The sequence below is a fragment of the Variovorax sucrosi genome, from assembly GCF_051216635.1.
Classification (GTDB): Bacteria; Pseudomonadota; Gammaproteobacteria; order Burkholderiales; family Burkholderiaceae_C; genus Variovorax.
Genome location: NZ_JBPJZU010000001.1, coordinates 165,595 through 185,429, shown reverse-complemented (window position 1 = coordinate 185,429; position 19,835 = coordinate 165,595). Strand labels below are relative to the sequence as shown.

Below are 19,835 nucleotides of genomic sequence, written 5' to 3'. Positions count from 1 at the left end.
AAAACCCCCTGGCCACTGCCATGCGCCATCGCCTCGCCTGGCCCGTCATCACCTTGCTGCTCTTGCTCGCGCTCAACACCGCGTTCAACCCGAGCTTCCTGCACCTGGAGTGGCGCGACAGGCACCTCTACGGCAGCCTGATCGACATCCTCAACCGCGCCGCGCCGCTGGTGCTCGTGTCGCTCGGCATGACGCTGGTGATCGCGACGCGCGGCATCGACATCTCGGTCGGCGCGGTGGTCGCCATCGCGGCGGCGACCGCGGCCTGGATGATCGGCGGCGCGATGGGCGGCGACGTCAGTCGCTTCCCGCTGCCGTTGGCCATCGGCGCGGCGCTGGGCGTGGCGCTGCTCTGCGGGCTGTGGAACGGCCTGCTCGTGGCGCGCGTGGGCATGCAGCCGATCATCGCGACGCTGATCCTGATGGTGGCGGGCCGTGGCATCGCGCAGCTCATCACCAACGGCCAGATCATCACGATCTACTACAAGCCCTACTTCTTCCTCGGCGGCGGCTATTTGCTGGGCCTGCCCTTCTCGCTCTTCGTGGCGGCGGCGGTGTTTGCGCTGCTCTACCTTGCGATCACCCGCACCGCGCTCGGCCTCTTCATCCAAGCGGTGGGCATCAATCCGACGGCTGCGCGCGTGGCGGGCGTGCAGTCGCGCCGGCTGCTGGTCGGCGCCTATGCCTTCTGCGGCCTGTGCGCCGGCATCGCGGGCCTCCTGATCAGCTCGAACGTGAAGAGCGCCGACGGCAACAACGCCGGCCAGTTGCTGGAGCTTGACGCGATCCTGGCGGTCACGCTGGGCGGGACCGCACTCACCGGCGGGCGCTTCAGCCTGGTGGGCAGCGCGATCGGCGCGCTGATCATCCAGACCCTGACCTATGCGATCTATTCGCTCGGCGTGCCGCCGGAGATCAACCTGGTGGTGAAGGCGGTGGTAGTGTTCATCGTGATGCTGCTGCAGTCGGCCGAGTTCCGCACCACGGTGCGGGGCTGGGCGCTGCGCCCTGCCCTGGGCGAGGTGCGTCGATGAGCGCCGTGCTGCCCGAACCCGCCACGGCGCCGGCCAAGGCGACGGTGCCCGCGCCACGCCGCCGCGGCATCAACCCCAAGTACCTGCCGCTGACCGCGACCATCTCGCTGTTCGTGCTGATGGCGAGCTTCGGCTCCTTCGCCTACGACAGCTTCTTCTCGGCGCAGGTCTTCCTCAACCTCTTGATCGACAACGCCTTCCTGATCGTGGTGGCGGTCGGCATGACCTTCGTGATCCTCTCGGGCGGCATCGATCTGTCGGTGGGCGCGGTGATCGCGCTCACCACCATGGTGTCGGCCGCGCTGGTCGAGCGCCATGGCTGGAGCCCGCTGGCGGTGATCCCGCTGGTGCTGGCGATGGGCACGGTGTTCGGCGCCTTCATGGGCTTTCTCATCGAGCGCTTCCGGCTGCAGCCCTTTATCGTGACGCTGGCCGGCATGTTCCTCGCGCGGGGCCTGTGCTACCTGATCAGCATCGACTCGATCAGCATCACCAACGCGTTCTACACCGAGGTGGCGCAGGTCCGCATCCCGGTCTGGGGCGACGCGTCGCTGTCGATCAGCGCGCTGATTGCCATCGCCGTGGTGCTGGCCGCAGTGTTCATCGCGCACTGCACCGCCTTCGGCCGTGCCGTGTACGCCGTGGGCGGCAGCGAGCATTCGGCGATGCTGATGGGCCTGCCGGTGCGGCGCACGATCGTCGGCGTGTACACGCTGTCGGGCTTCTGCTCGGCGCTGGCCGGCGTGATCTTCACCTTCTACATGCTGTCGGGCTACGGCCTGCATGCGGTCGGGTTGGAGCTCGACGCGATCGCCGCGGTGGTGATCGGCGGCACGCTGCTCACCGGCGGCGTCGGCTACGTGGCCGGCACGCTCTTCGGCGCGCTGATGCTCGGCATCATCCAGACGCTGATCTCCTTCGACGGCACGCTGAGTTCGTGGTGGACGCGCATCGTGGTCGGTGCGCTGCTCTTCGTCTTCTGCCTGCTTCAACGCTTCTTCACCTCGCGCGCACCGCTGCGCTGAGCTTCCCCTCGCTTTTCCCGCCCGCCAAGGACGCACCAAGATGCCGGACACCCCGCCCAAGAAGAAACTGCGCTCGACCGAATGGTTCGGCTCCGCCGACAAGAACGGCTTCATGTACCGAAGCTGGATGAAGAACCAGGGCATCCCCGACCACGAGTTCGACGGCCGGCCGATCGTCGGCATCTGCAACACCTGGTCGGAACTCACGCCCTGCAACGCGCACTTCCGCAAGATCGCCGAGCATGTGAAGCGCGGCATCTCCGAAGCCGGCGGCTTCCCGGTCGAGTTCCCGGTGTTCAGCAACGGCGAGTCGAACCTGCGCCCGACCGCGATGCTCACCCGCAACCTGGCGAGCATGGACGTGGAGGAAGCCATCCGTGGCAACCCGATCGATGCGGTGGTGCTGCTGGTCGGCTGCGACAAGACCACGCCGGCGCTGCTGATGGGCGCCGCCAGCTGCGACATCCCGGCCATCGTCGTGACCGGGGGGCCGATGCTCAACGGCAAGCTCGAAGGCAAGAACATCGGCTCGGGCACGGCCGTGTGGCAGCTGCACGAGTCGCTCAAGGCCGGTGAAATCAACGAGCACCAGTTCTTCGCAGCCGAGGCCGGCATGTCGCGCTCCGCCGGCACCTGCAACACGATGGGCACGGCCTCCACCATGGCCTGCATGGCCGAGGCGCTGGGCACCTCGCTGCCCCACAACGCGGCCATTCCGGCGGTCGACGCGCGGCGCTATGTGCTGGCGCAGATGTCGGGCATGCGCGCGGTCGAGATGGCCAAGGAAGGCCTCACGCTGTCGAAGATCCTCACGCGCGAGGCCTTCGAGAACGCGATCCGCGTGAACGCGGCCATCGGCGGCTCGACCAACGCGGTGATCCATCTGAAGGCGATCGCCGGGCGCATCGGCGTCCCGCTCGAACTGGAGGACTGGACGCGCATCGGCCGCGGCACGCCCACGCTGGTCGACCTGATGCCCTCGGGCCGCTTCCTGATGGAGGAGTTCTACGACGCCGGTGGCCTGCCCGCCGTGCTGCGCCGGCTCGGCGAGAACGGCCTGCTGCCGCATCCCGATGCCCTCACCGTCAACGGCCGCTCGCTCTGGGACAACGTGCGCACCGCGCCCAGCTACAACGACGAGGTGATCCGGCCACTCGACAACCCGCTGATCGCCGACGGCGGCATCTGCATCCTGCGCGGAAACTTGTCGCCGCGCGGCGCGGTGCTCAAGCCCTCGGCCGCGACGCCGGCGCTGCTGCAGCACCGCGGGCGCGCGGTCGTGTTCGAAAACCTGGAGCACTACAAGGCGCGCATCGTCGACGAAGACCTCGACATCGACGCCAGCTGCGTGATGGTGATGAAGAACTGCGGCCCCAAGGGCTACCCCGGCATGGCCGAGGTCGGCAATATGGGCCTGCCGCCGAAGCTGCTGCGCCAGGGCATCAAGGACATGGTGCGCATCTCGGATGCCCGCATGAGCGGCACCGCCTACGGCACCGTGGTGCTGCACGTGGCGCCCGAGGCGGCCGACGGCGGCCCGCTGGCCGCGGTGCGCGACGGCGACTTCATCGAGCTGGACTGCGCCGGCGGCCGGTTGCACCTGGACATCAGCGACGACGAGCTGGCCGAGCGCCTGCGCTCCCTGGCTGCGCGGCCCGAAGGCATGGCCGGCGGCTACCAGCGCCTCTATGTCGACCACGTGCTGCAGGCCGACGAAGGCTGCGACTTCGACTTTCTCGTCGGCTGCCGCGGCTCCGCCGTTCCCCGTCACTCGCATTGATCCACGCCATGAACCACACCCTCTCGAACCCACGCTACCGCGGCATCTTCCCGGTCGCGCCCACCACCTTCACCGAATCGGGCGCGCTCGACCTCGACAGCCAGAAGCGCTGCCTCGACTTCATGATCGACTCCGGCGTCGACGGCCTCTGCATCCTGGCGAACTTCTCCGAGCAGTTCCTGCTGTCCGACGACGAGCGCGAGGTGCTCACCCGCACCGCCCTCGAACACGTGGCCGGCCGCGTGCCGGTGATCGTGACGACCACCCACTTCAGCACCACCGTGTGCATCGAGCGCAGCCGGCGCGCGCAGGCCATGGGCGCCGCCATGCTGATGGTGATGCCGCCCTACCACGGCGCGACCTTCCGCGTGCCCGAAGCAAAAACCTTCGAGTTCTATGCACAGCTGTCGGATGCGGTGTCGATTCCGATCATGGTGCAGGACGCGCCGGCCAGCGGCACGGTGCTGTCGGCGCCTTTCCTCGCGAAGATGGCCACCGAAATCGAGCAGGTCAGCTACTTCAAGATCGAGACGCCCGGCGCGGCAAGCAAGCTGCGCGAGCTGATCCGCCTGGGCGGCGAAGCCATCGAAGGCCCCTGGGACGGCGAGGAAGCCATCACGCTGCTGGCCGACCTGGACGCGGGTGCCACCGGCGCCATGACCGGCGGCGCCTTCGCCGACGGCATCCGCCCGATCATCGAGGCGCACCGAAGCGGCGATGCCGACCTCGCCTTCACGCTGTACCAACGCTGGCTGCCGCTGATCAACCACGAGAACCGGCAGGCCGGTTTCCTGGCGGCCAAGGCGCTGATGAAGGAAGGCGGCGTGATCGCCTGCGACGCGCCGCGCCATCCGTGGCCGGGGATGCACCCCGAGGTGCGCCGCGGCCTGCTCGACATCGCGCGCCGACTCGATCCGCTGGTGCTGCGCTGGGGCCGCTGAGCGCGTCGCCGCCGGCCGGGGGTCAGACCCAGCCAGCCTTTCGGAAGCGGTAGTAAAGGTAGCCGCACACGCACGCGATGAGCCCCATCGCCATCGCGTAGCCGTAGCGCCACTTCAGCTCGGGCATGTGCTCGAAGTTCATGCCCCAGATGCCGACGAAGGCGGTGCACACCGCGAAGATCGCGGCCCAGGCTGCCAACCGCTTGGTGACTTCGCCGTCGCTGATGGTCACCATCGACAGGTTGGCCTGGATGGCGGTGCCGATGGTGTCGCGCATCGAATCGATGGTGCCGTTGATGCGGCTCAGGTGGTCGAGCACGTCGCGGAAATACTCCTGCGTGCCCATGCAGACCTGCGGCACCCGTCCGCCGTGCAACCGGTTGGTGCCCTCCAGCAGCGGTGCCACGGCGTGCTTCAGCACCGTCAACCGCTGCTTCAGGCCGTAGAGCCGCTGGATGTTCTCGCGCGCGCCGCCCAGGGTGAAGATGCTTTCCTCGATGGCTTCGAGCTCGACATCGAAAGCGTCGATGGCGGGAAAGTAGCGGTCGACCACCGCATCCATCAGCGCATACAGCACGAAGCCGGAGCCGTTCTTCAGCAGCTCCGGCTCGCGCTGGCAGCGCTCCCGCACTTCGACGAAACCGTGCGTGCTGCGGTTGCGCACCGACACCACGTAGTTCCGGCCGACGAACACGTCGACCTCGCCCACTTCCATGTTGTGGCGCGCTTCGGCCGTGTCGGCATCGATCAGGTGCATCACCACGAACAGCGAATCGCCGTACTCCTCGACCTTCGGGCGCTGGTGCCCGTTCTGCGCGTCTTCCACGGCCAGCGGATGCAGGTCGAAGGCCTGCTGCACCTCGTCCATCTCCTCGGGCGTCGGATCGTGCAGCGCCACCCAGACGAAGCAGTTGGGAAGCGCGATGTATTCGTTGATGCGGTCGACCGGAATGTCGGCCAGCTTGGTGCCGTTTTCGTAGACAACGCAATTGATCAGCATGCAGGCAGGCCCCGGGCGTGAAAACGCGGCAATCTTGCCACGCGGATCGATCGGCGGCTTGCCGGACGCCAGCGCATCGCGATGCTGCCGATAATCCCGGGATGGTCCGCCCTACCCAACTCATTCACCCGCAGCGCGAGCCCGCACCCGTGCGGCCGGCAGCCACCCTCCTGCTGCTGCGCGACACACCGGCGGGCCTGGAGGTGCTGATGACGCGCCGCTCCGACCGGGCCAGCTTCGGCGCCGGGGCCTATGTGTTCCCCGGCGGGCGCATCGACCCGACCGACGCCCAGGCCCATGCCATCGCGCGGCGCCGCCCGACCCAGAGCGACCTGCAGCTCACCCAGGCGATCGCCGCGCTGCGCGAGACCTTCGAGGAGTTGGGCGTGCTGCTGGCCCACCATGCCGACGACGGCCGGCCAGTGCAGGCCGCGTCCGTCGCGGCGATGGACCGCAGCACGGCCGACGGCGCGACGCCCTTCGCCGCACAGTGCGCGAAGCGCGGCCTGGTGCTGGCGACCGACCGGGTCTTCACCTTCGCGCACTGGGTGACGGACCGCGACCTGCCCAAGCGCTTCGACGTGCCCTTTCTGGTGGCACGCATGCCGGACGACCAGGTGCCCACCGCCGACGAGACCGAGCAGTTCGAGCCGGTCTGGGTGCGCCCGGCAGAGGCACTGGAGCGCCACAAGGCGCGCCGCTTCCAGCTCATGTTCCCGACGGTGCGCACGCTCGAGCGCCTGGCGGGCTATGCCACCGTCGACGAGGTGCTCGAGGACTGCGCGGCGGAGCAAGCGCTCTTCACCAGTTGCCCGCGCGCCGGGCTGCTCGGTGGCCAGGAAGCGCGCTTCATGGAGCACGAGACGGCCTACGGCGAACTGGCGCTGGTCTGCCCCGACGGCCAGATCGTGCATGCGCTCGACTGGCAGTGCGACGCGCCAGTGACGCTGCTGCGCCATCTGCGGCGCCTGACCGCGCCCAACCCCGGCGCCATGACCGGCCCCGGCACCAACAGCTACATCGTCGGCGACGAAGCGACCGGCTATGTGGTGATCGACCCAGGCCCGCTCGACCCGGCGCACATCCAGCGCCTGCACGAGGCGACCGGCGGCGACATCCGCATGATCGTCTGCACCCATTCGCACGCCGACCATTCGCCGGCTGCGCGGCCGCTGCAGGCGCTGTGCGAAGCGCGCCCGCCGATCCTCGGCCTGCCCTCGGCCGCGACCGCCAAGTCCACCGCCCGCTTCACGCCCGACCGCGCGCTGGCCGATGGCGAACGCCTGGTGCTCGAAGGGCCGACAGCCGAGGCCAGCCACACGCTGCGCGTGGTGCACACGCCCGGCCATGCGGCCAACCACGTGTGCCTGGTGCTGCAGGAAGACGGCCTGCTGTTCTCGGGCGACCACATCCTCAACGGCAGCACCACGGTGGTCGACCCACCGGACGGCAACATGACCGCCTACCTCGATTCGCTCGACCTGCTCGACGACGTCTGCCGCGTCGGCGGCGTCGACTTCATCCTGCCCGCGCACGGCTACGCGATCGCCTCGGCACGCGATGCCATCGCCGCGCTCAAGATGCACCGCTTCCGGCGCGAAGCGCGCATCCTCGAGGCGATGCGCGAACATCCGGAGGGCACGCCGGAGGACTGGCTGCCGATCGCCTACGCCGACGTGCCGCAGCGCCTGTGGCCGATGGCGGCACGCTCGCTGGCGGCGCATGTCGAACGCATCCGTGGACGGGCACTGGCATGAACATCCTCCAGACCCGGGACGAAGGCATCCGCCTGGCCAAGCGCGTAGCCGCCGAGATGAACTGCTCGCGCCGCGAGGCCGAGTTGCTGATCGAGAACGGCGCGGTGCGCGTCGACGGAAAGGTGGTCGAAGTGCCGCAGGCACGCGTCACGCCGCAGCAGACGGTGGACATCGACAAGGCCGCCAAGCCGGAGCCGGTGCAGGTCGTGACGATCCTGCTGAACAAGCCCGCCGGCCTGGCGTTCGATGCACCCATCGCCAAGCTGCTGGTGCCCGCGCAGCGCAGCGAGGCCGACGACTCGCAGCGGCCCACGCTGCAAAGGCACTTCGCCAACCAGCACTGCTTCACGCCGCTGGAAAAGGGCGCGAGCGGGCTCATCGTCTTCACGCAGGACCCGCGCATCGAACGCAAGCTGGTCGAAGACGCCGGGCTGATGGAGTACGAGGTGATGGTCGACGTGCAGGGCGAGGTGGGGCCGCAGGCACTGCACCGCCTGAACCAGTCACCCGTGGTCGACGGCCGCGCCATGCTGCCGGCCAAGGTCAGCGTCAATCGCCAGAACGAGGGCGTGACCGGCCTGCGCTTCGCGATGAAGGGCGCCTGGCCCGGGCAGATCGCGCAGATGTGCGACAGCGTCGACCTGCGCATCGTCGCGATGAAGCGCCTGCGCGTCGGGCGCGTGCCGCTCGCGGGCTTGGTGCCGGGGGAGTGGCGCTACCTGCTGCCGCACGAGAAGTTCTAGACCGCTTTTTCGCGCGCACTGAACCTGCGATTTCGATCACGCAACGAGGGTGAATTCCCCTGGCTCACGCCCAGTCCACATTCATTGACATTTGAGGCGCTGACCCGCCACCAGAATCCGCGCCTTACAAGCAGATACAGGGCGGGTGATGTCGATCAAGAACGCGGCGGGGCGTGGTGTCCGTGGAGGGGTGCATGGGCGACTCGGGGCTTTGCGCCCGTGCATTCTTGGCGCGATGTGGCTGTGCGCAGCCACCGGCGCCTGGGCGCAGGCCAACCCCTCTGCCCCCCAGCCCTTCATCGAAGAACTGCGCCGGCAGGACCGAGAACGCGCCCTGCGCGAGCAGCAGGAGCGCGCCGTCGATGTGCGCCTGCCTACCGCCCCCGTGCGCGGCGCCGGACGCCTGCCGGAGTCCGAGGCCCCGTGCTTTCGCATCGCCCACCTGGTGCTCGAGGGCGAGCGCGCCGACGACTTCCAATGACTCCTGCGTGAAGCTGCTGGTGAGCAAGATGACGACAGCCCTCTCGGCCGCTGCCTGGGAACGCAAGGCGTCGACACCGTCCTGGAGCGCCTGCAGCAGGCCTTGATCGCCCGTGGCTGGGTCACCAGCCGAGTCCTCGCGGCCCCGCAGGACCTGGCCTCTGGCACCTTGCGCCTGACCCTGGTGCCCGGGCGCATCGCCGCCATCCGCTTCGCCGAAGGAACGACCGACCCCACCAGCCTGCGCACCGCCATCCCGGCCACACCCGGCGACCTGCTGAACCTGCGCGACATCGAACAGGGCCTGGAGAACCTCAAGCGCCTGCCCACGGCCGAGGCCGACATCCAGATCGAGCCCTCGCAGGCCCCCGGCGCCCAGCCCGGCGACAGCGATTTGGTCGTGAAGTACAGCCGACCTGCCCGAACCCTCGGCCCCCTGCGCGCCACGCTCAGCCTGGACGACAGCGGCACGAAGTCCACCGGCCGCACCCAGGGCGGCGCCACCCTGGCCTGGGACGGCCCGCTCGGCTTGAACGACCTGGCCTACGTCAGCGTCAACCACGACCTCTTCAACCACAGCGGCCAGGGCACCAGCGGCCAGACGCTGCACTACTCGGTGCCCTACGGCCATTGGCTGCTGGGCGCTACCGCCAGCCAGAGCAAGTACCACCAGAGCGTGGCCGGCTTCAGCCAGGACTACGTCTACGCCGGCGAGACCCGCAATGCCGAACTGCGCCTGTCGCGGCTGATGTACCGCGACCAGCGCCGCAAGACGACGATGTGGCTGCGCGGCTTCCGGCGCGCCTCGAACAACTTCATCGACGACACCGAGATCGGCATTCAGCGGCCCGTGGTCGCCGGCTGGGAGTTGGGTGCGAACCATCGCGAGTTCATCGGCCAGGCCACGCTCGACGCCAACCTGCAGGTCCGCCGCGGCACCGGCGCCTTCGGGGCCATCCCCGCAGTGGATGAGCTCACCGGCGAAGACGGTTCGCGCTTTCGCCTTCTTGCGGCCGACGCCAACCTGAACCTGCCCTTCCAGCTCGGTGACCAGAAGCTGCGCTACACCGCGCTGTGGCGTGCGCAGTGGAACCGCACCTCGCTCACGCCGCAAGACCACTTTGCCATCGGCGGGCGCTACACGGTGCGCGGCTTCGACGGCGAGACGAGCCTGCTGGCCGAGCGCGGCTGGCTGGTGCGCAACGACATCGGCTGGGCCCTTGACGCACTCGGCGCGAGCGGGGCGGAGTTGTACGTGGGCATCGACCACGGCGAGGTGGGCGGCATGTCGACCGCGAACCTGCTGGGAAAGCGCCTGACGGGTGGCGTCGTCGGCCTGCGCGGCGCCGTCCAGGGACTGAACTACGACTTCTTCATCGGTGCGCCCATTCACAAGCCCGCGGGGTATCGCACCGCGACAACTACCGCAGGGTTCAACCTCAACTTCAACTTCTGAGCCATCACCATGACATCACTTACCCTTCGCCTCTCCTTCCTTCTCCCGGGTCTTTGCGCACTCCTGCTGACAGGCTGTGCAACCACACGCATGGCTGTTCACAGCAAGTCCGGTCCCCTGGACCTGTCGAAGGAGTCTGTGGTGCTGATGAGCTTGGACATGTCCAAGCGCGACAGCAAACTCTCGATCCCGTGGCCGAACGGCGTCACCGTCGCACCGACGGGTGCGCAGGCCAACAAGGAAGTGAAGCAAGCGAAGCGCTTCTCGCTCGACAGCGAGGGCGCAAGCAAGGGCGATGGCAGGCACAACATCGTTCTGGTGCGCATGGCGCTGGCGCCTGGGCAGTACGTGTTGGCAGACGCCGATGGCGCCGTTGTGACGCTGCCGTTCGCCGGCAGTTGGTTCGCTCCGTTGGGTCTCGCCTTCGAAGTTCCCGCGACGTCCGTGGTGTACCTCGGACGGGTCGCTGCCGAACTGAGGCCGCGGAAGGACGACGAATTTCGGGCCGGCCCGATCTTTCCCCTGCTCGATCAAAGCGTGACCGGTGTCACCGGCGGCACCTTCGACGTGATCGTGTCCGATCGGGCAGACCAGGACTTGGCCGCTTTTCGCGAGACGTTCCCGGCGCTCCAAGGCGTCGACATCAAGAAGGCCGCGTTGCCGGCTTTCGATCGAACCCCCTACGACCGTGCGTTCAAAGGACTGCCGCCGTTGGAAGCCAAGCAAGGTGCCCTGGCCACGCCCTGACGGGCAGGACAGCACAGAAAGATCACGGCCGATAGCAAAGGGAGAGAACAAGAAATGAACAAGCATCTACACCGCATCGTCTTCAACGCCGCCCGCGGCCTGCGCATGGTCGTGCAGGAGACGGCCAAGAGCACCGGCCGTGGGGCGCGCAAGGCCGCCAGCGGCGGCGCAGGCGCCAGCAGCGCCGCCGTCAGCGTGGCTGCGATCGCCGCGGCCTTGATGAGTGCTCCCCTGCATGCCCAGATCGTGGCCGACCCCGGTGCCCCCGGGCGCCAGCGCCCGACCGTGCTCGTTGCGCCCAACGGCGTGCCGCTGGTGAACATCCAGACCCCCAGCGCCGCGGGCGTCTCGCGCAACACCTACTCGCGGTTCGACGTGCAGCGCAACGGCGTCATCCTCAACAACAGTCGAGGCAACGTGCAGACCCAGCTCGGCGGCTGGGTGCAGGGCAACCCGTGGCTGGCCGGCGGCAGGGCGCGCGTCATCCTCAACGAGGTCCACAGCGCCAACCCGAGCCAGCTGCGCGGCTATGTGGAAGTGGCCGGCCCGCGCACCGAAGTGATCATCGCCAACCCGGCGGGCATCCAGGTCGATGGCGGCGGCTTCATCAACGCGAGCCGTGCGACGCTGACCACCGGCACGCCGCAGTTCAATGCCCAGGGTGGGCTCGACAGCTTCGTCGTGCGCGGCGGCAGCGTGAGCATCGACGGCGCCGGGCTGGATGCGAGCAAGACCGACTACGCGGCCATCCTCGCGCGGGCGGTGCAGGTCAATGCGGGCCTCTGGGCGAACGAGTTGAAGGTGGTGACCGGTGCGAACCAGGTCAGCGCCGACAGCAGCCAGGCCACGCCCACGACGGGCAACGGCGCGGCGCCGAGCTTCGCGCTGGACGTGGCGGCGCTGGGCGGCATGTACGCCGGCAAGATCACGCTGGTGGGGACTGAAGCAGGGGTGGGCGTGCGCAATGCGGGGCACATCGGCGCCGGTGCCGGCGGCCTCGCCGTGACGGCCGCGGGACGGCTGGAGAACACCGGCACGCTCGAAGGTGCCAAGGTCGAGCTGAGCAGCGCAGCGGACATCGACAACCGGGGCGGGACGATCCGGCAGGCGGGCACGCGGGACATCAGTGTTACGGCGCCGGTGCTGAGCAACACGAATGGCGGGGTGATCGGGGCCGAGCCGGTGGCAACTGCGGATCCGGCATCGGGCACACCGGGCACCGACACCGGTGCAACAGGCACGAACACCGGCGCCACGCCAACCACCGGCACGACGGCAGGCACAGCGACCTCCACAGCGGGCATCACCGAGGTCGCGCCGCTGCAGCCAGCGGCCGCGACCGGCCCCGGTGCCATCGTGGCCGCCGGCAGCGTGCTCAACGATGGCGGGCGCATCTACGCGGGCGGCGAAATTGCGCTGAACACGCCGCGCATCGACAACACCGGTGGCGCGCTGAGCGTGGGCACGATGGCGGTGACCGGCGATCGCTTCAGCAACGCGGGGGGCACGCTCAACGTCAGCCGCGACTTCACTGCGAACGTGGGGAGCTTCGACAACAGCGGCGGCACCCTGCAGGCCGGGCGGGTCACGATCGACACGACCGGCGAGTTGTCCAACCGCGGTGGCTCGCTCGTCAGCCAGGGCGACATGGCACTGCATGCGGGTGGTCAAGTCGACAACGGCGCGGGCACGTTGTCGGCTGGCGGCTCGCTGGTCTTGAGCACCGGCGGTGCGTTGTCGAACGGCGGTGGTGTGATCGTCGCCGGCGTCGACATCGGTATTCAGGCGGGTCGCCTGGCCAACACCGGTGTCGGCACCGTGCGTGCCGGCAACGATCTGAACCTGGCGGTGGCAGGCACCTTGCTCAATGAGGGCAGCATCACGGCCGGCCGACATGCCGTGCTTTCCGCGGCCGACATGAACAGCAGCGCGGCTGCCGTTCTCGGCGCGGGCATCCAGTCCAATGGCACGGCCGCCGGCATCGGCGATCTGAAGGTCACGACGGCCGGCGGCCTTGTCGCCCAAGGCACCAACCTTGCGGCGGGCGATGTCGTGCTACAGGGCGCAAGCGTGAACCTGGGCGGCAGCCACACCAGCGGTGCGAACCTCGCGATCGCCGCCGATCAGGGCGACGTGGTCACGAGCGGAGCGACCGTCGTGACCCCTGGAACGCTGACCGTCGCCGCGCGCGTTCGAGCGGGCCAGGTACTGCTCAATGACGGCGGCACCTTGAGCGCAGGTCGGGTGTTGCTGGACGCCTCGCACATTCAAAACACGAATGCAGGGCAGATCGGCGCGACAGCCGATGCGTCGATTCGTGCCGATGGCCTGAACAACGATGGCGGCACGCTGACGGCCGTCGGCAACCTGTCTGCCGTCATCAGCGGCGCGGCCACCAACGTCGGCGGCACGATGGCAGCCGACGGAGACACGACCCTCGGCGCGCAAAGCTTCGACAACACGGGGGGCACGGCGGCGTCGGTGCATGGCGACCTGCGTGTCACGACCGCGGCTGCAACTGTCAACACGGCCGGAGCGCTGCAAGCCGAAAACGCCGTTGTGCTCGAGAACGCGGGCCTGCACGGAGCAGGCGGCAAGGTCACGGGCCGCTCCGTGGCCATCGAAACCCACGGCCAGGCCTTCGACAACGCGGGGGGCACGGTCATCGCCGCCACCACGCTCGACGTCCGTTCGGGCGCATTGACCAACGACACGGGGCTGCTGCAGTCGGGCGGCGCGATGTCCATCGACACCCACGGCGGCGCGCTTTCCAACCGGAACGCCGCCGGCTACAGCAGTACTCTGGCGACGACGCCCGGTGGCATCGCCAGCGGTGGCGCGCTGACCTTGGCAGCCGGCGTCGTCGACAACAGCGCCGGCTTTCTGGGCGCCAGCGGCGACATCGACGCGCGCCTGCAGGGTCTGGTCAACGCCGATGGCGGCCTCGTCCTCGGGCAATCGAAGCTGACGGTCGATGCCGGGGCCGGCACCTACGACAACCGCGGCGGGCAGACGCTGGCCATCGGCGATCTCACGCTGACCGGCACGGCGATCGACAACACGTCCGGCCTGGTGCGCTCCGGAGCGCGCACCACGCTGAATGCGGCCACCGTGGCCAACAGGACCACCGCAGGCACGGACCAAGGGGTCGAGGGCGTGGAAGTCGCCATCACCGCCAACCAGTTCGACAACAGCGGGGGTGCCGTCCGCGCCGATGGCAATGTCACGGTCACGAGCAGCGGCAGCGTGCTCAACACGGCGGGCCTGCTCTCGGCCGGCGACACCCTGCGCATCGCGGACGCCAACAGCAGTGCCAAGCAACTGGTCGTGGTCAACGGCAGCGGCGGCATGCTGGTCGGCAACGAGTCGGTCGCGGTCGATGCCGCGGCGCTGAACGGCAACGGCGTGCTCACCTCGGGGAAGAACCTCGCCATTGCGCTGACGGGCGACGTCGTGAACGATGCGCAGATCAGCGCCAACGGCAACCTCAGCTACGGCACGACCGGCACGCTGACGAACAGCGGCAAGCTCGCTGCAGGTCAGGTGCTCACCGTGAGCGGGACCGACATCGTCAACACCGCGACCGGCGAGATGGCGGGCGACACGACCATCGTGAACGCCAGCGGCACGCTCACCAACCGCGGGCTGATCGACGGTGGCGAGACGCAAGTCAACGCCGGCACGTTGACGAACATCGGTACCGGCCGGATCTACGGCGACCACTTGTCGATCTCCGCAGGCACGCTCAACAACCTCGCCGAGACCATCGATGGCGTGACGAAGGCCGGCACCATTGCCGCGCGCAGCCGGCTGGACATCGGTGCGCAAACGATCAACAACCGCGACGGGGCGCTGATCTTCAGCGCGGGCGACCTGTACGTCGGCGGTGCGCTCGACGGCGAACGAAAGGCCACCGGCATGGCCGGGTCGGTGAACAACCGCGCGGCCACCATCGAAGCCATCGGCAACGTGACGATCGGCGCCGCCGTGCTCAACAACACCAATGGTGGCGTGACGTACACGACGGTGGCCGGGCCCAGCGAGCATGTCGTCGAGTACGCGGTGCCCGGCAGCGGCGAACGCGTGCCGGCCTCCGATGTTGTATTTACCTTGGGTTGGAGGTACTCCACGCCCTGGGACACCGTGGGCTCCGTCCGGGCGGACGATCCCAGTGTCGAAACCAGGTCCAGCTACAAGATCTTCGTTCCGCCGGCCGAATACCCGCTTGCAAAGTACGCTGCCTACTACGCAATGACGCCGAGCAACAGCGTCGACTACAGCTACGAGAGTTGTTCGGGAGGGGGCGACTCCACGACCTGCGGACCGGCCGTCAAGCCGGGCGCTTGGTACGCTTCTTCGGACCCGATCTGGGCCGACTTCGGCGTGACGCCGCCAGCGGAGCTTTCGGCCACACACCCGGGCCGAGTTCTCGGTGTCATCAGCGTGGGCGTGGACGGCTATGACGTCGCCGTCGGCGATGGAACGTTTGCCCACGTGCTGTTCGACCACCCCGTGACTCAGTCTGAAGTCAATGAATGGTCTGCGTATTTGCAGGCCCACAACGCGCTGGATGCCGCCACCTCGAAGTTCATCGAGGCCTTCCTGGGTACGTTCGGCCCGCTCCCCGACATGACGGGGCCGGGTCTGAGTTCCACCTGGGACTACTGGGACTACACAAAGACCTCGTCGACCCCCGTGCTGCAAAGCTCCGCGCCGGGCCGCATTCTTTCCGGCGGCGCCATGACGCTTTCGGTGGGCAGCGGCACCAACGACATGAGCCAGATCCTGGCCGGTGGCGCATTGACGGTGCGGGGCGGCACCATCACGAACCACAATGAGTCCGTGAACGCCGATGTCACGGAGAGCGGCACGACCGTGCACTCCTATGTGAAAACCGGCGGCATGTTCGGCAGCAGCTCTCGGGCGCATCAGACCACGCCTTACAACATCACCGTGTCGACCACCGTGCAGCTGGCAGCGGCGCGCCAGGAAGGCAACCAGGCCGTCGCAGGCACCGGTGCACAGCCGGGCACCCTCACGGTCGGGCAGGCGAGCGGCACCGCGCAGGGCAGCGGGCAGGTGACCGCCGGCAACCGCGTGAACCCGATCATCCAGGTCGCCTCCGAGGTCGCGGGCGGCAAGACAACCGCAGGAAACACCGGGTCGACGCAGATGGTCGTGCGCACGAGCGCGCCCAATGCCAGCATTCCCTCGGCCAGCCTGTTCAACACCACGGGCACCGGCCACTACCTGATCGAGACCGACCCGCGCTTCGCGAACCAGCGCAAGTGGCTCAGCAGCGACTACCTGCTCAACAACCTCGGGCTCGATCCGAACAACATCCTCAAGCGCCTGGGCGATGGCTTCTACGAGCAGCAGTTGATCCGCCAGCAGGTGGCGCAGCTCACCGGCTACCGCTACCTCGAAGGCTTCAACAGCGATGAGGCGCAATACAACGCGCTGATGAACGCCGGCGTGACCTTCGCCGAGCAATACCACCTGACCCCGGGCATCGCGCTGAGTGCGGCGCAGATGGCCCAACTCACCAGCGACATCGTCTGGCTGGTCGAGCAAACCGTGACCCTGCCCGACGGCAGCACGCAGCGCGTGCTGGCGCCCCAGGTGTACGTGCGCGTGAAGCCCGGCGACATCGACGGCAGCGGCGCCTTGCTCTCGGGCAGCAGCGTGAACCTGAACCTGACCGGCGACCTGAGCAACCAGGGCGGCACCATCGCCGGGCGCACCACGGTTGCGCTGACCGCCGACAACATCCACAACCTCGGTGGCCGCATCACCGGCAAGGACGTGGCCCTGGTGGCGGGCACCGACCTCAACAACATCGGCGGGGTGATCGACGCCCAGCACAGCCTGGCCGTCATGGCCGGACGCAACGTCAACGTCATCACCACCACCAGCGACGCATCGAGCCGTGCCACCACGGCAGGCGGCAGCATCGCGCAGCAGCGCACCGTCATCGACCGCGTGGCCGGCCTGTACGTGAGCGATCCGGGCGGCAGTCTCGAGGTCTACGCCGGCGGCAACATCCACACCGCCGGTGCGCAGATCACCAGTGCCGGCAGCGTTGGCATGACGGCCAAGGGCGACGTTACCCTGGACAGCGTGACCACCGGCCAGTCCGAGAGCATCCGCTGGAGCAGCCGCAACTCGCGCATCGACGGCAACAGCAGCGAGACCGGCACCACCGTCAGCGGCGGCACGAGCGTGGCCATCAGCGCCGGGGGTGACCTCACCGCCCGCGCCGCCACCCTGAGCGCAGGCACCGACCTGAGCCTGGACGCCGGCGGCAAGCTCGTGCTCTACGCGGGCCAGGACCAGACCTACGCCCAGACCGAGCAATCGCAACGCAGCGGCATGTCGTACCGCCGCCTCGAGGCATCGAGCTCGGACACCACGCTGGCGCGCACCACGCTCGAGGCCCAGAACGTCAAGCTGCGCAGCGGTGGCGACACCACGCTGGGGGCCATCAAGGTCGATGCGAACACCCTCGACATCCAGGCCGGCGGCCAGCTCAACCTGCTGACCCAGACCACCACCAGCAGCAGGAGCCGCAACGAGAGCGACGGCAACGCGATGTTCGTCAACGCCCGCACGAAGGGCAACATCGACGAGACGACGAACTACAACCAGTTCAACGTGGCCAGCGTGCACCTGCAGGCCGCAGGCGGCATCAACGCCAACGTGGCCAAGGGCACGGACCTGGCGACCCTGGCCCAGCAGCCGGGCATGGCGTGGGTCAATCAACTCATCAGCGACCCGGCCCTGGTGAACAGCACCCAGTGGCGGACGGTCGAGGAAGCGCACCAGAAGTGGCAGACCGACCAGAGCGGCCTGGGGCCGGTGAGTTCGGCGCTGGTGATGCTGGTGGTGGCTGTGGCGACTGCGGGGGCGGGCACGGCCGCTGCGGGTACGGCCGGCACCACGGCGACCGCCACAAGCGCGGCGACGGTAGGCACCGGCATGGCTGGAGCCATGGGGCTGACGGCCGGGCAGACCGCCATCCTTGCAGGCGCGATGCAAGCGGGCATCACCACGCTGGCAGGCCAGGCCACCGTCTCGTTCATGAACAACGCAGGCAACCTCGGCAAGGTCTTCGACGAACTCGTCAGCAGCCAGAGCCTGCAGAATCTGGCCACGGCGATGGTCACGGCGGGTGTGCTGCAAGGGCTCAGCACATCGGGCTTGCTGCCGGAGAACCTGGCAAGCGCGACGAACGGCACTGCAACGTGGACCGACCAACTGCAGCGTCAGTTGATCGACAACACCGCTGCGGCAGTGATCCGCAGCGGCATCAACGGCACGAGCCTGCAGGGCGAACTGCAGCAAGGCATCCTGACGGCGTTCCTGAATACCGCAGCGGCCCAAGGGGCGAACTGGATTGGACAGAACGGGCCTCAGGGCAACCAGTCGTTGAACGCCTTTGCGGCCGAAGCAGCTCATGCGATCGTCGGCTGTGCCGTCGGTGCAGGACGATCGGGCAGCGGTGCAGGCTGTGCGCCGGGCGCGCTCGGGGCCGTGATCGGGCATCTGACTGCGCAGGCGGTCAACCCCACCGGAGACCCCGCGCTGGCCAATGAGACGTTGCAAGCGTCGCAGTTGATGGCGGGATTGGCCGGTGCCTTTGTGAGCGCGAACGGGCAAGGGGTGTCCACCGCTGCGTCGGCGGGGGTGAATGCGGCGGAGAACAACTGGCTGAGCCAGAAACGGCCGTCACTGCTTGGGCTGTCGGATCAGGAACGGTACGCTGCCGCATCTGCCGCTTGTGGCAAGGGCGACGAAGCTGCGTGCGGGACGATGCGCCAACTGGCGCAGGTCTCGGCAGGAAAAGACTCGGCCCTTCGGGATGCGTGTGCCACAGGGGCGAACAGTCCGGGCTGTGTGGCGCAGATGCAGATCGCACAGGCGGCCGGGAACAATGTCTTCGTGCACGGCAACGGGAACATCACGATCAACGGGGTGTCGTTTGCGACCGCGGGGCCTGTGACGTCACCATTCACGACGTCTACTGCGGGGCAGATGGCGCAGAGTACGGCAGACGGGCTTATTCTGGAGGTGGGCAATCAAATAGTAGGAGCGGCTGTCGGCGCGCTTACTTCGAGCGTCTTGGGTCGCGCTGTTGCTCCGGGCGCAGAGGCCGGGGGAAATGGGGGAGTGGGAGCAGTAGCTGTAGATGCAGGATCTGTGAAAGGGGTTAATCCGACAGGCTCAACTCAGAACTGTACGAACTGCGTCGCTGTGGTTGACAACCTGCTAACCACTGGAAACCCCGCAAGCGCATTGCCTCGTCCTACACCGGTCCCCTTCGATCAGCTTGGACAAATGTATGGCACGAAGCTCAGTGGCTGGACATCGCAGCAAAATATTGAATCGACGTTACTTGCCCAGGGAAATGGCGCAAGGGCGGTGATTTATGGGACGGACGGAGCCACGGGGCATGTATGGAATGCGGTCGTTCAGAATGGGAAAGTGAACTACATCGATGGACAAATTGGCGGGAGTGGCGCAAGCAACTTCAAGGCATTCACCAACTTTCAATTTGGGATACTTCCATGAGCAACGATTTTGCAAATGCAAGGCAAATGGTAGAGGCGTATCTCCGCACGCTTGAAGCTCAGCCGGGAGGGGTGCCGTACACCATTCTTGATGAGCGCATCCGAGAAGACGAGGAAGGATGGTATTTCCCGTATCAGTCCACAAGCTTTGTGATGACGGGAAATTTTAGTGACTCGCTTGTTGGAAATTGGCCGATATTTTTCCGCCGTAGCGACTCTTACATTGGGCCACGTCGGCCAGGAATGGCGTTGCCACCGTTGCAGGATCAAAGCTAGGCGCTGCGCGCAGAGCATCGAAGTCA

General features: G+C 67.8%; 10 protein-coding genes and 1 pseudogene. 10 read left to right on the top strand and 1 reads right to left on the bottom strand.

Annotated features, from left to right (window positions below):
* Positions 1 to 20: 20 nt before the first annotated feature.
* The 4 genes from ACSFBE_RS00800 to ACSFBE_RS00785 are packed head-to-tail and all read left to right on the top strand — an operon-like array spanning position 21 to position 4,780.
* Positions 21 to 1,034, top strand: coding sequence for an ABC transporter permease (locus ACSFBE_RS00800; RefSeq protein ID WP_435488462.1), 1,014 nt, complete (start codon positions 21 to 23; stop codon positions 1,032 to 1,034).
* A complete protein-coding gene (yjfF, locus tag ACSFBE_RS00795; RefSeq protein WP_435488461.1) occupies positions 1,031 to 2,059 on the top strand; it encodes a galactofuranose ABC transporter, permease protein YjfF in 1,029 nt (342 codons plus the stop codon). The genes ACSFBE_RS00800 and yjfF overlap by 4 nt, the downstream gene beginning before the upstream one ends.
* 40 nt (positions 2,060 to 2,099) lie before the next feature.
* The gene (locus ACSFBE_RS00790; protein WP_435488460.1) at positions 2,100 to 3,839 is read left to right on the top strand and encodes an IlvD/Edd family dehydratase; all 1,740 of its coding nucleotides are present in this window, start codon (positions 2,100 to 2,102) and stop codon (positions 3,837 to 3,839) included.
* A gap of 8 nt (positions 3,840 to 3,847) precedes the next feature.
* Positions 3,848 to 4,780: a dihydrodipicolinate synthase family protein gene (locus tag ACSFBE_RS00785; RefSeq protein ID WP_435488459.1), complete on the top strand. Its 933-nt coding sequence runs from the start codon at positions 3,848 to 3,850 to the stop codon at positions 4,778 to 4,780.
* Between the two features lie 22 nt (positions 4,781 to 4,802).
* Here the strand turns inward: ACSFBE_RS00785 and corA are convergent, their stop codons facing one another.
* The gene (gene corA / locus ACSFBE_RS00780) at positions 4,803 to 5,780 is read right to left on the bottom strand and encodes a magnesium/cobalt transporter CorA (protein WP_435488458.1); all 978 of its coding nucleotides are present in this window, start codon (positions 5,778 to 5,780) and stop codon (positions 4,803 to 4,805) included.
* A gap of 101 nt (positions 5,781 to 5,881) precedes the next feature.
* Between corA and ACSFBE_RS00775 the strand changes: the two genes are divergently transcribed.
* From ACSFBE_RS00775 to ACSFBE_RS00750, 6 genes and pseudogenes are all read left to right on the top strand, one after another.
* The gene (locus ACSFBE_RS00775; RefSeq protein ID WP_435488457.1) at positions 5,882 to 7,537 is read left to right on the top strand and encodes an MBL fold metallo-hydrolase; all 1,656 of its coding nucleotides are present in this window, start codon (positions 5,882 to 5,884) and stop codon (positions 7,535 to 7,537) included.
* Positions 7,534 to 8,280 (top strand): RNA pseudouridine synthase, encoded by a 747-nt coding sequence (locus ACSFBE_RS00770; RefSeq protein WP_435488456.1) that lies wholly within the window; start codon positions 7,534 to 7,536, stop codon positions 8,278 to 8,280. The genes ACSFBE_RS00775 and ACSFBE_RS00770 overlap by 4 nt, the downstream gene beginning before the upstream one ends.
* A gap of 235 nt (positions 8,281 to 8,515) precedes the next feature.
* A pseudogene (locus ACSFBE_RS00765) lies at positions 8,516 to 10,216 on the top strand (ShlB/FhaC/HecB family hemolysin secretion/activation protein).
* Between the two features lie 9 nt (positions 10,217 to 10,225).
* Entirely contained in the window at positions 10,226 to 10,963 is a 738-nt protein-coding gene (locus ACSFBE_RS00760) for a hypothetical protein (RefSeq protein ID WP_435488455.1), read from the top strand.
* 54 nt (positions 10,964 to 11,017) lie between these two features.
* Positions 11,018 to 19,534, top strand: coding sequence for a two-partner secretion domain-containing protein (locus ACSFBE_RS00755; protein WP_435488454.1), 8,517 nt, complete (start codon positions 11,018 to 11,020; stop codon positions 19,532 to 19,534).
* Complete coding sequence (locus tag ACSFBE_RS00750) at positions 19,531 to 19,809, top strand: YrhB domain-containing protein (RefSeq protein WP_435488453.1); 279 nt, start codon at positions 19,531 to 19,533, stop codon at positions 19,807 to 19,809. Before ACSFBE_RS00755 ends, ACSFBE_RS00750 begins: the two co-directional genes overlap by 4 nt.
* The last annotated feature ends 26 nt before the right edge of the window (positions 19,810 to 19,835 follow it).

Excerpts from the sequence above, each read along its gene's own strand:
- ACSFBE_RS00775 (WP_435488457.1), top strand. The coding sequence starts at position 5,882 with ATGGTCCGCCCTACCCAACTCATTCACCCGCAGCGCGAGCCCGCACCC.
- yjfF (WP_435488461.1), top strand. The coding sequence starts at position 1,031 with ATGAGCGCCGTGCTGCCCGAACCCGCCACGGCGCCGGCCAAGGCGACG.
- ACSFBE_RS00800 (WP_435488462.1), top strand. The coding sequence starts at position 21 with ATGCGCCATCGCCTCGCCTGGCCCGTCATCACCTTGCTGCTCTTGCTC.
- ACSFBE_RS00755 (WP_435488454.1), top strand. The coding sequence starts at position 11,018 with ATGAACAAGCATCTACACCGCATCGTCTTCAACGCCGCCCGCGGCCTG.
- ACSFBE_RS00790 (WP_435488460.1), top strand. The coding sequence starts at position 2,100 with ATGCCGGACACCCCGCCCAAGAAGAAACTGCGCTCGACCGAATGGTTC.
- ACSFBE_RS00760 (WP_435488455.1), top strand. The coding sequence starts at position 10,226 with ATGACATCACTTACCCTTCGCCTCTCCTTCCTTCTCCCGGGTCTTTGC.
- ACSFBE_RS00785 (WP_435488459.1), top strand. The coding sequence starts at position 3,848 with ATGAACCACACCCTCTCGAACCCACGCTACCGCGGCATCTTCCCGGTC.
- corA (WP_435488458.1), bottom strand. The coding sequence starts at position 5,780 with ATGCTGATCAATTGCGTTGTCTACGAAAACGGCACCAAGCTGGCCGAC.
- ACSFBE_RS00770 (WP_435488456.1), top strand. The coding sequence starts at position 7,534 with ATGAACATCCTCCAGACCCGGGACGAAGGCATCCGCCTGGCCAAGCGC.
- ACSFBE_RS00750 (WP_435488453.1), top strand. The coding sequence starts at position 19,531 with ATGAGCAACGATTTTGCAAATGCAAGGCAAATGGTAGAGGCGTATCTC.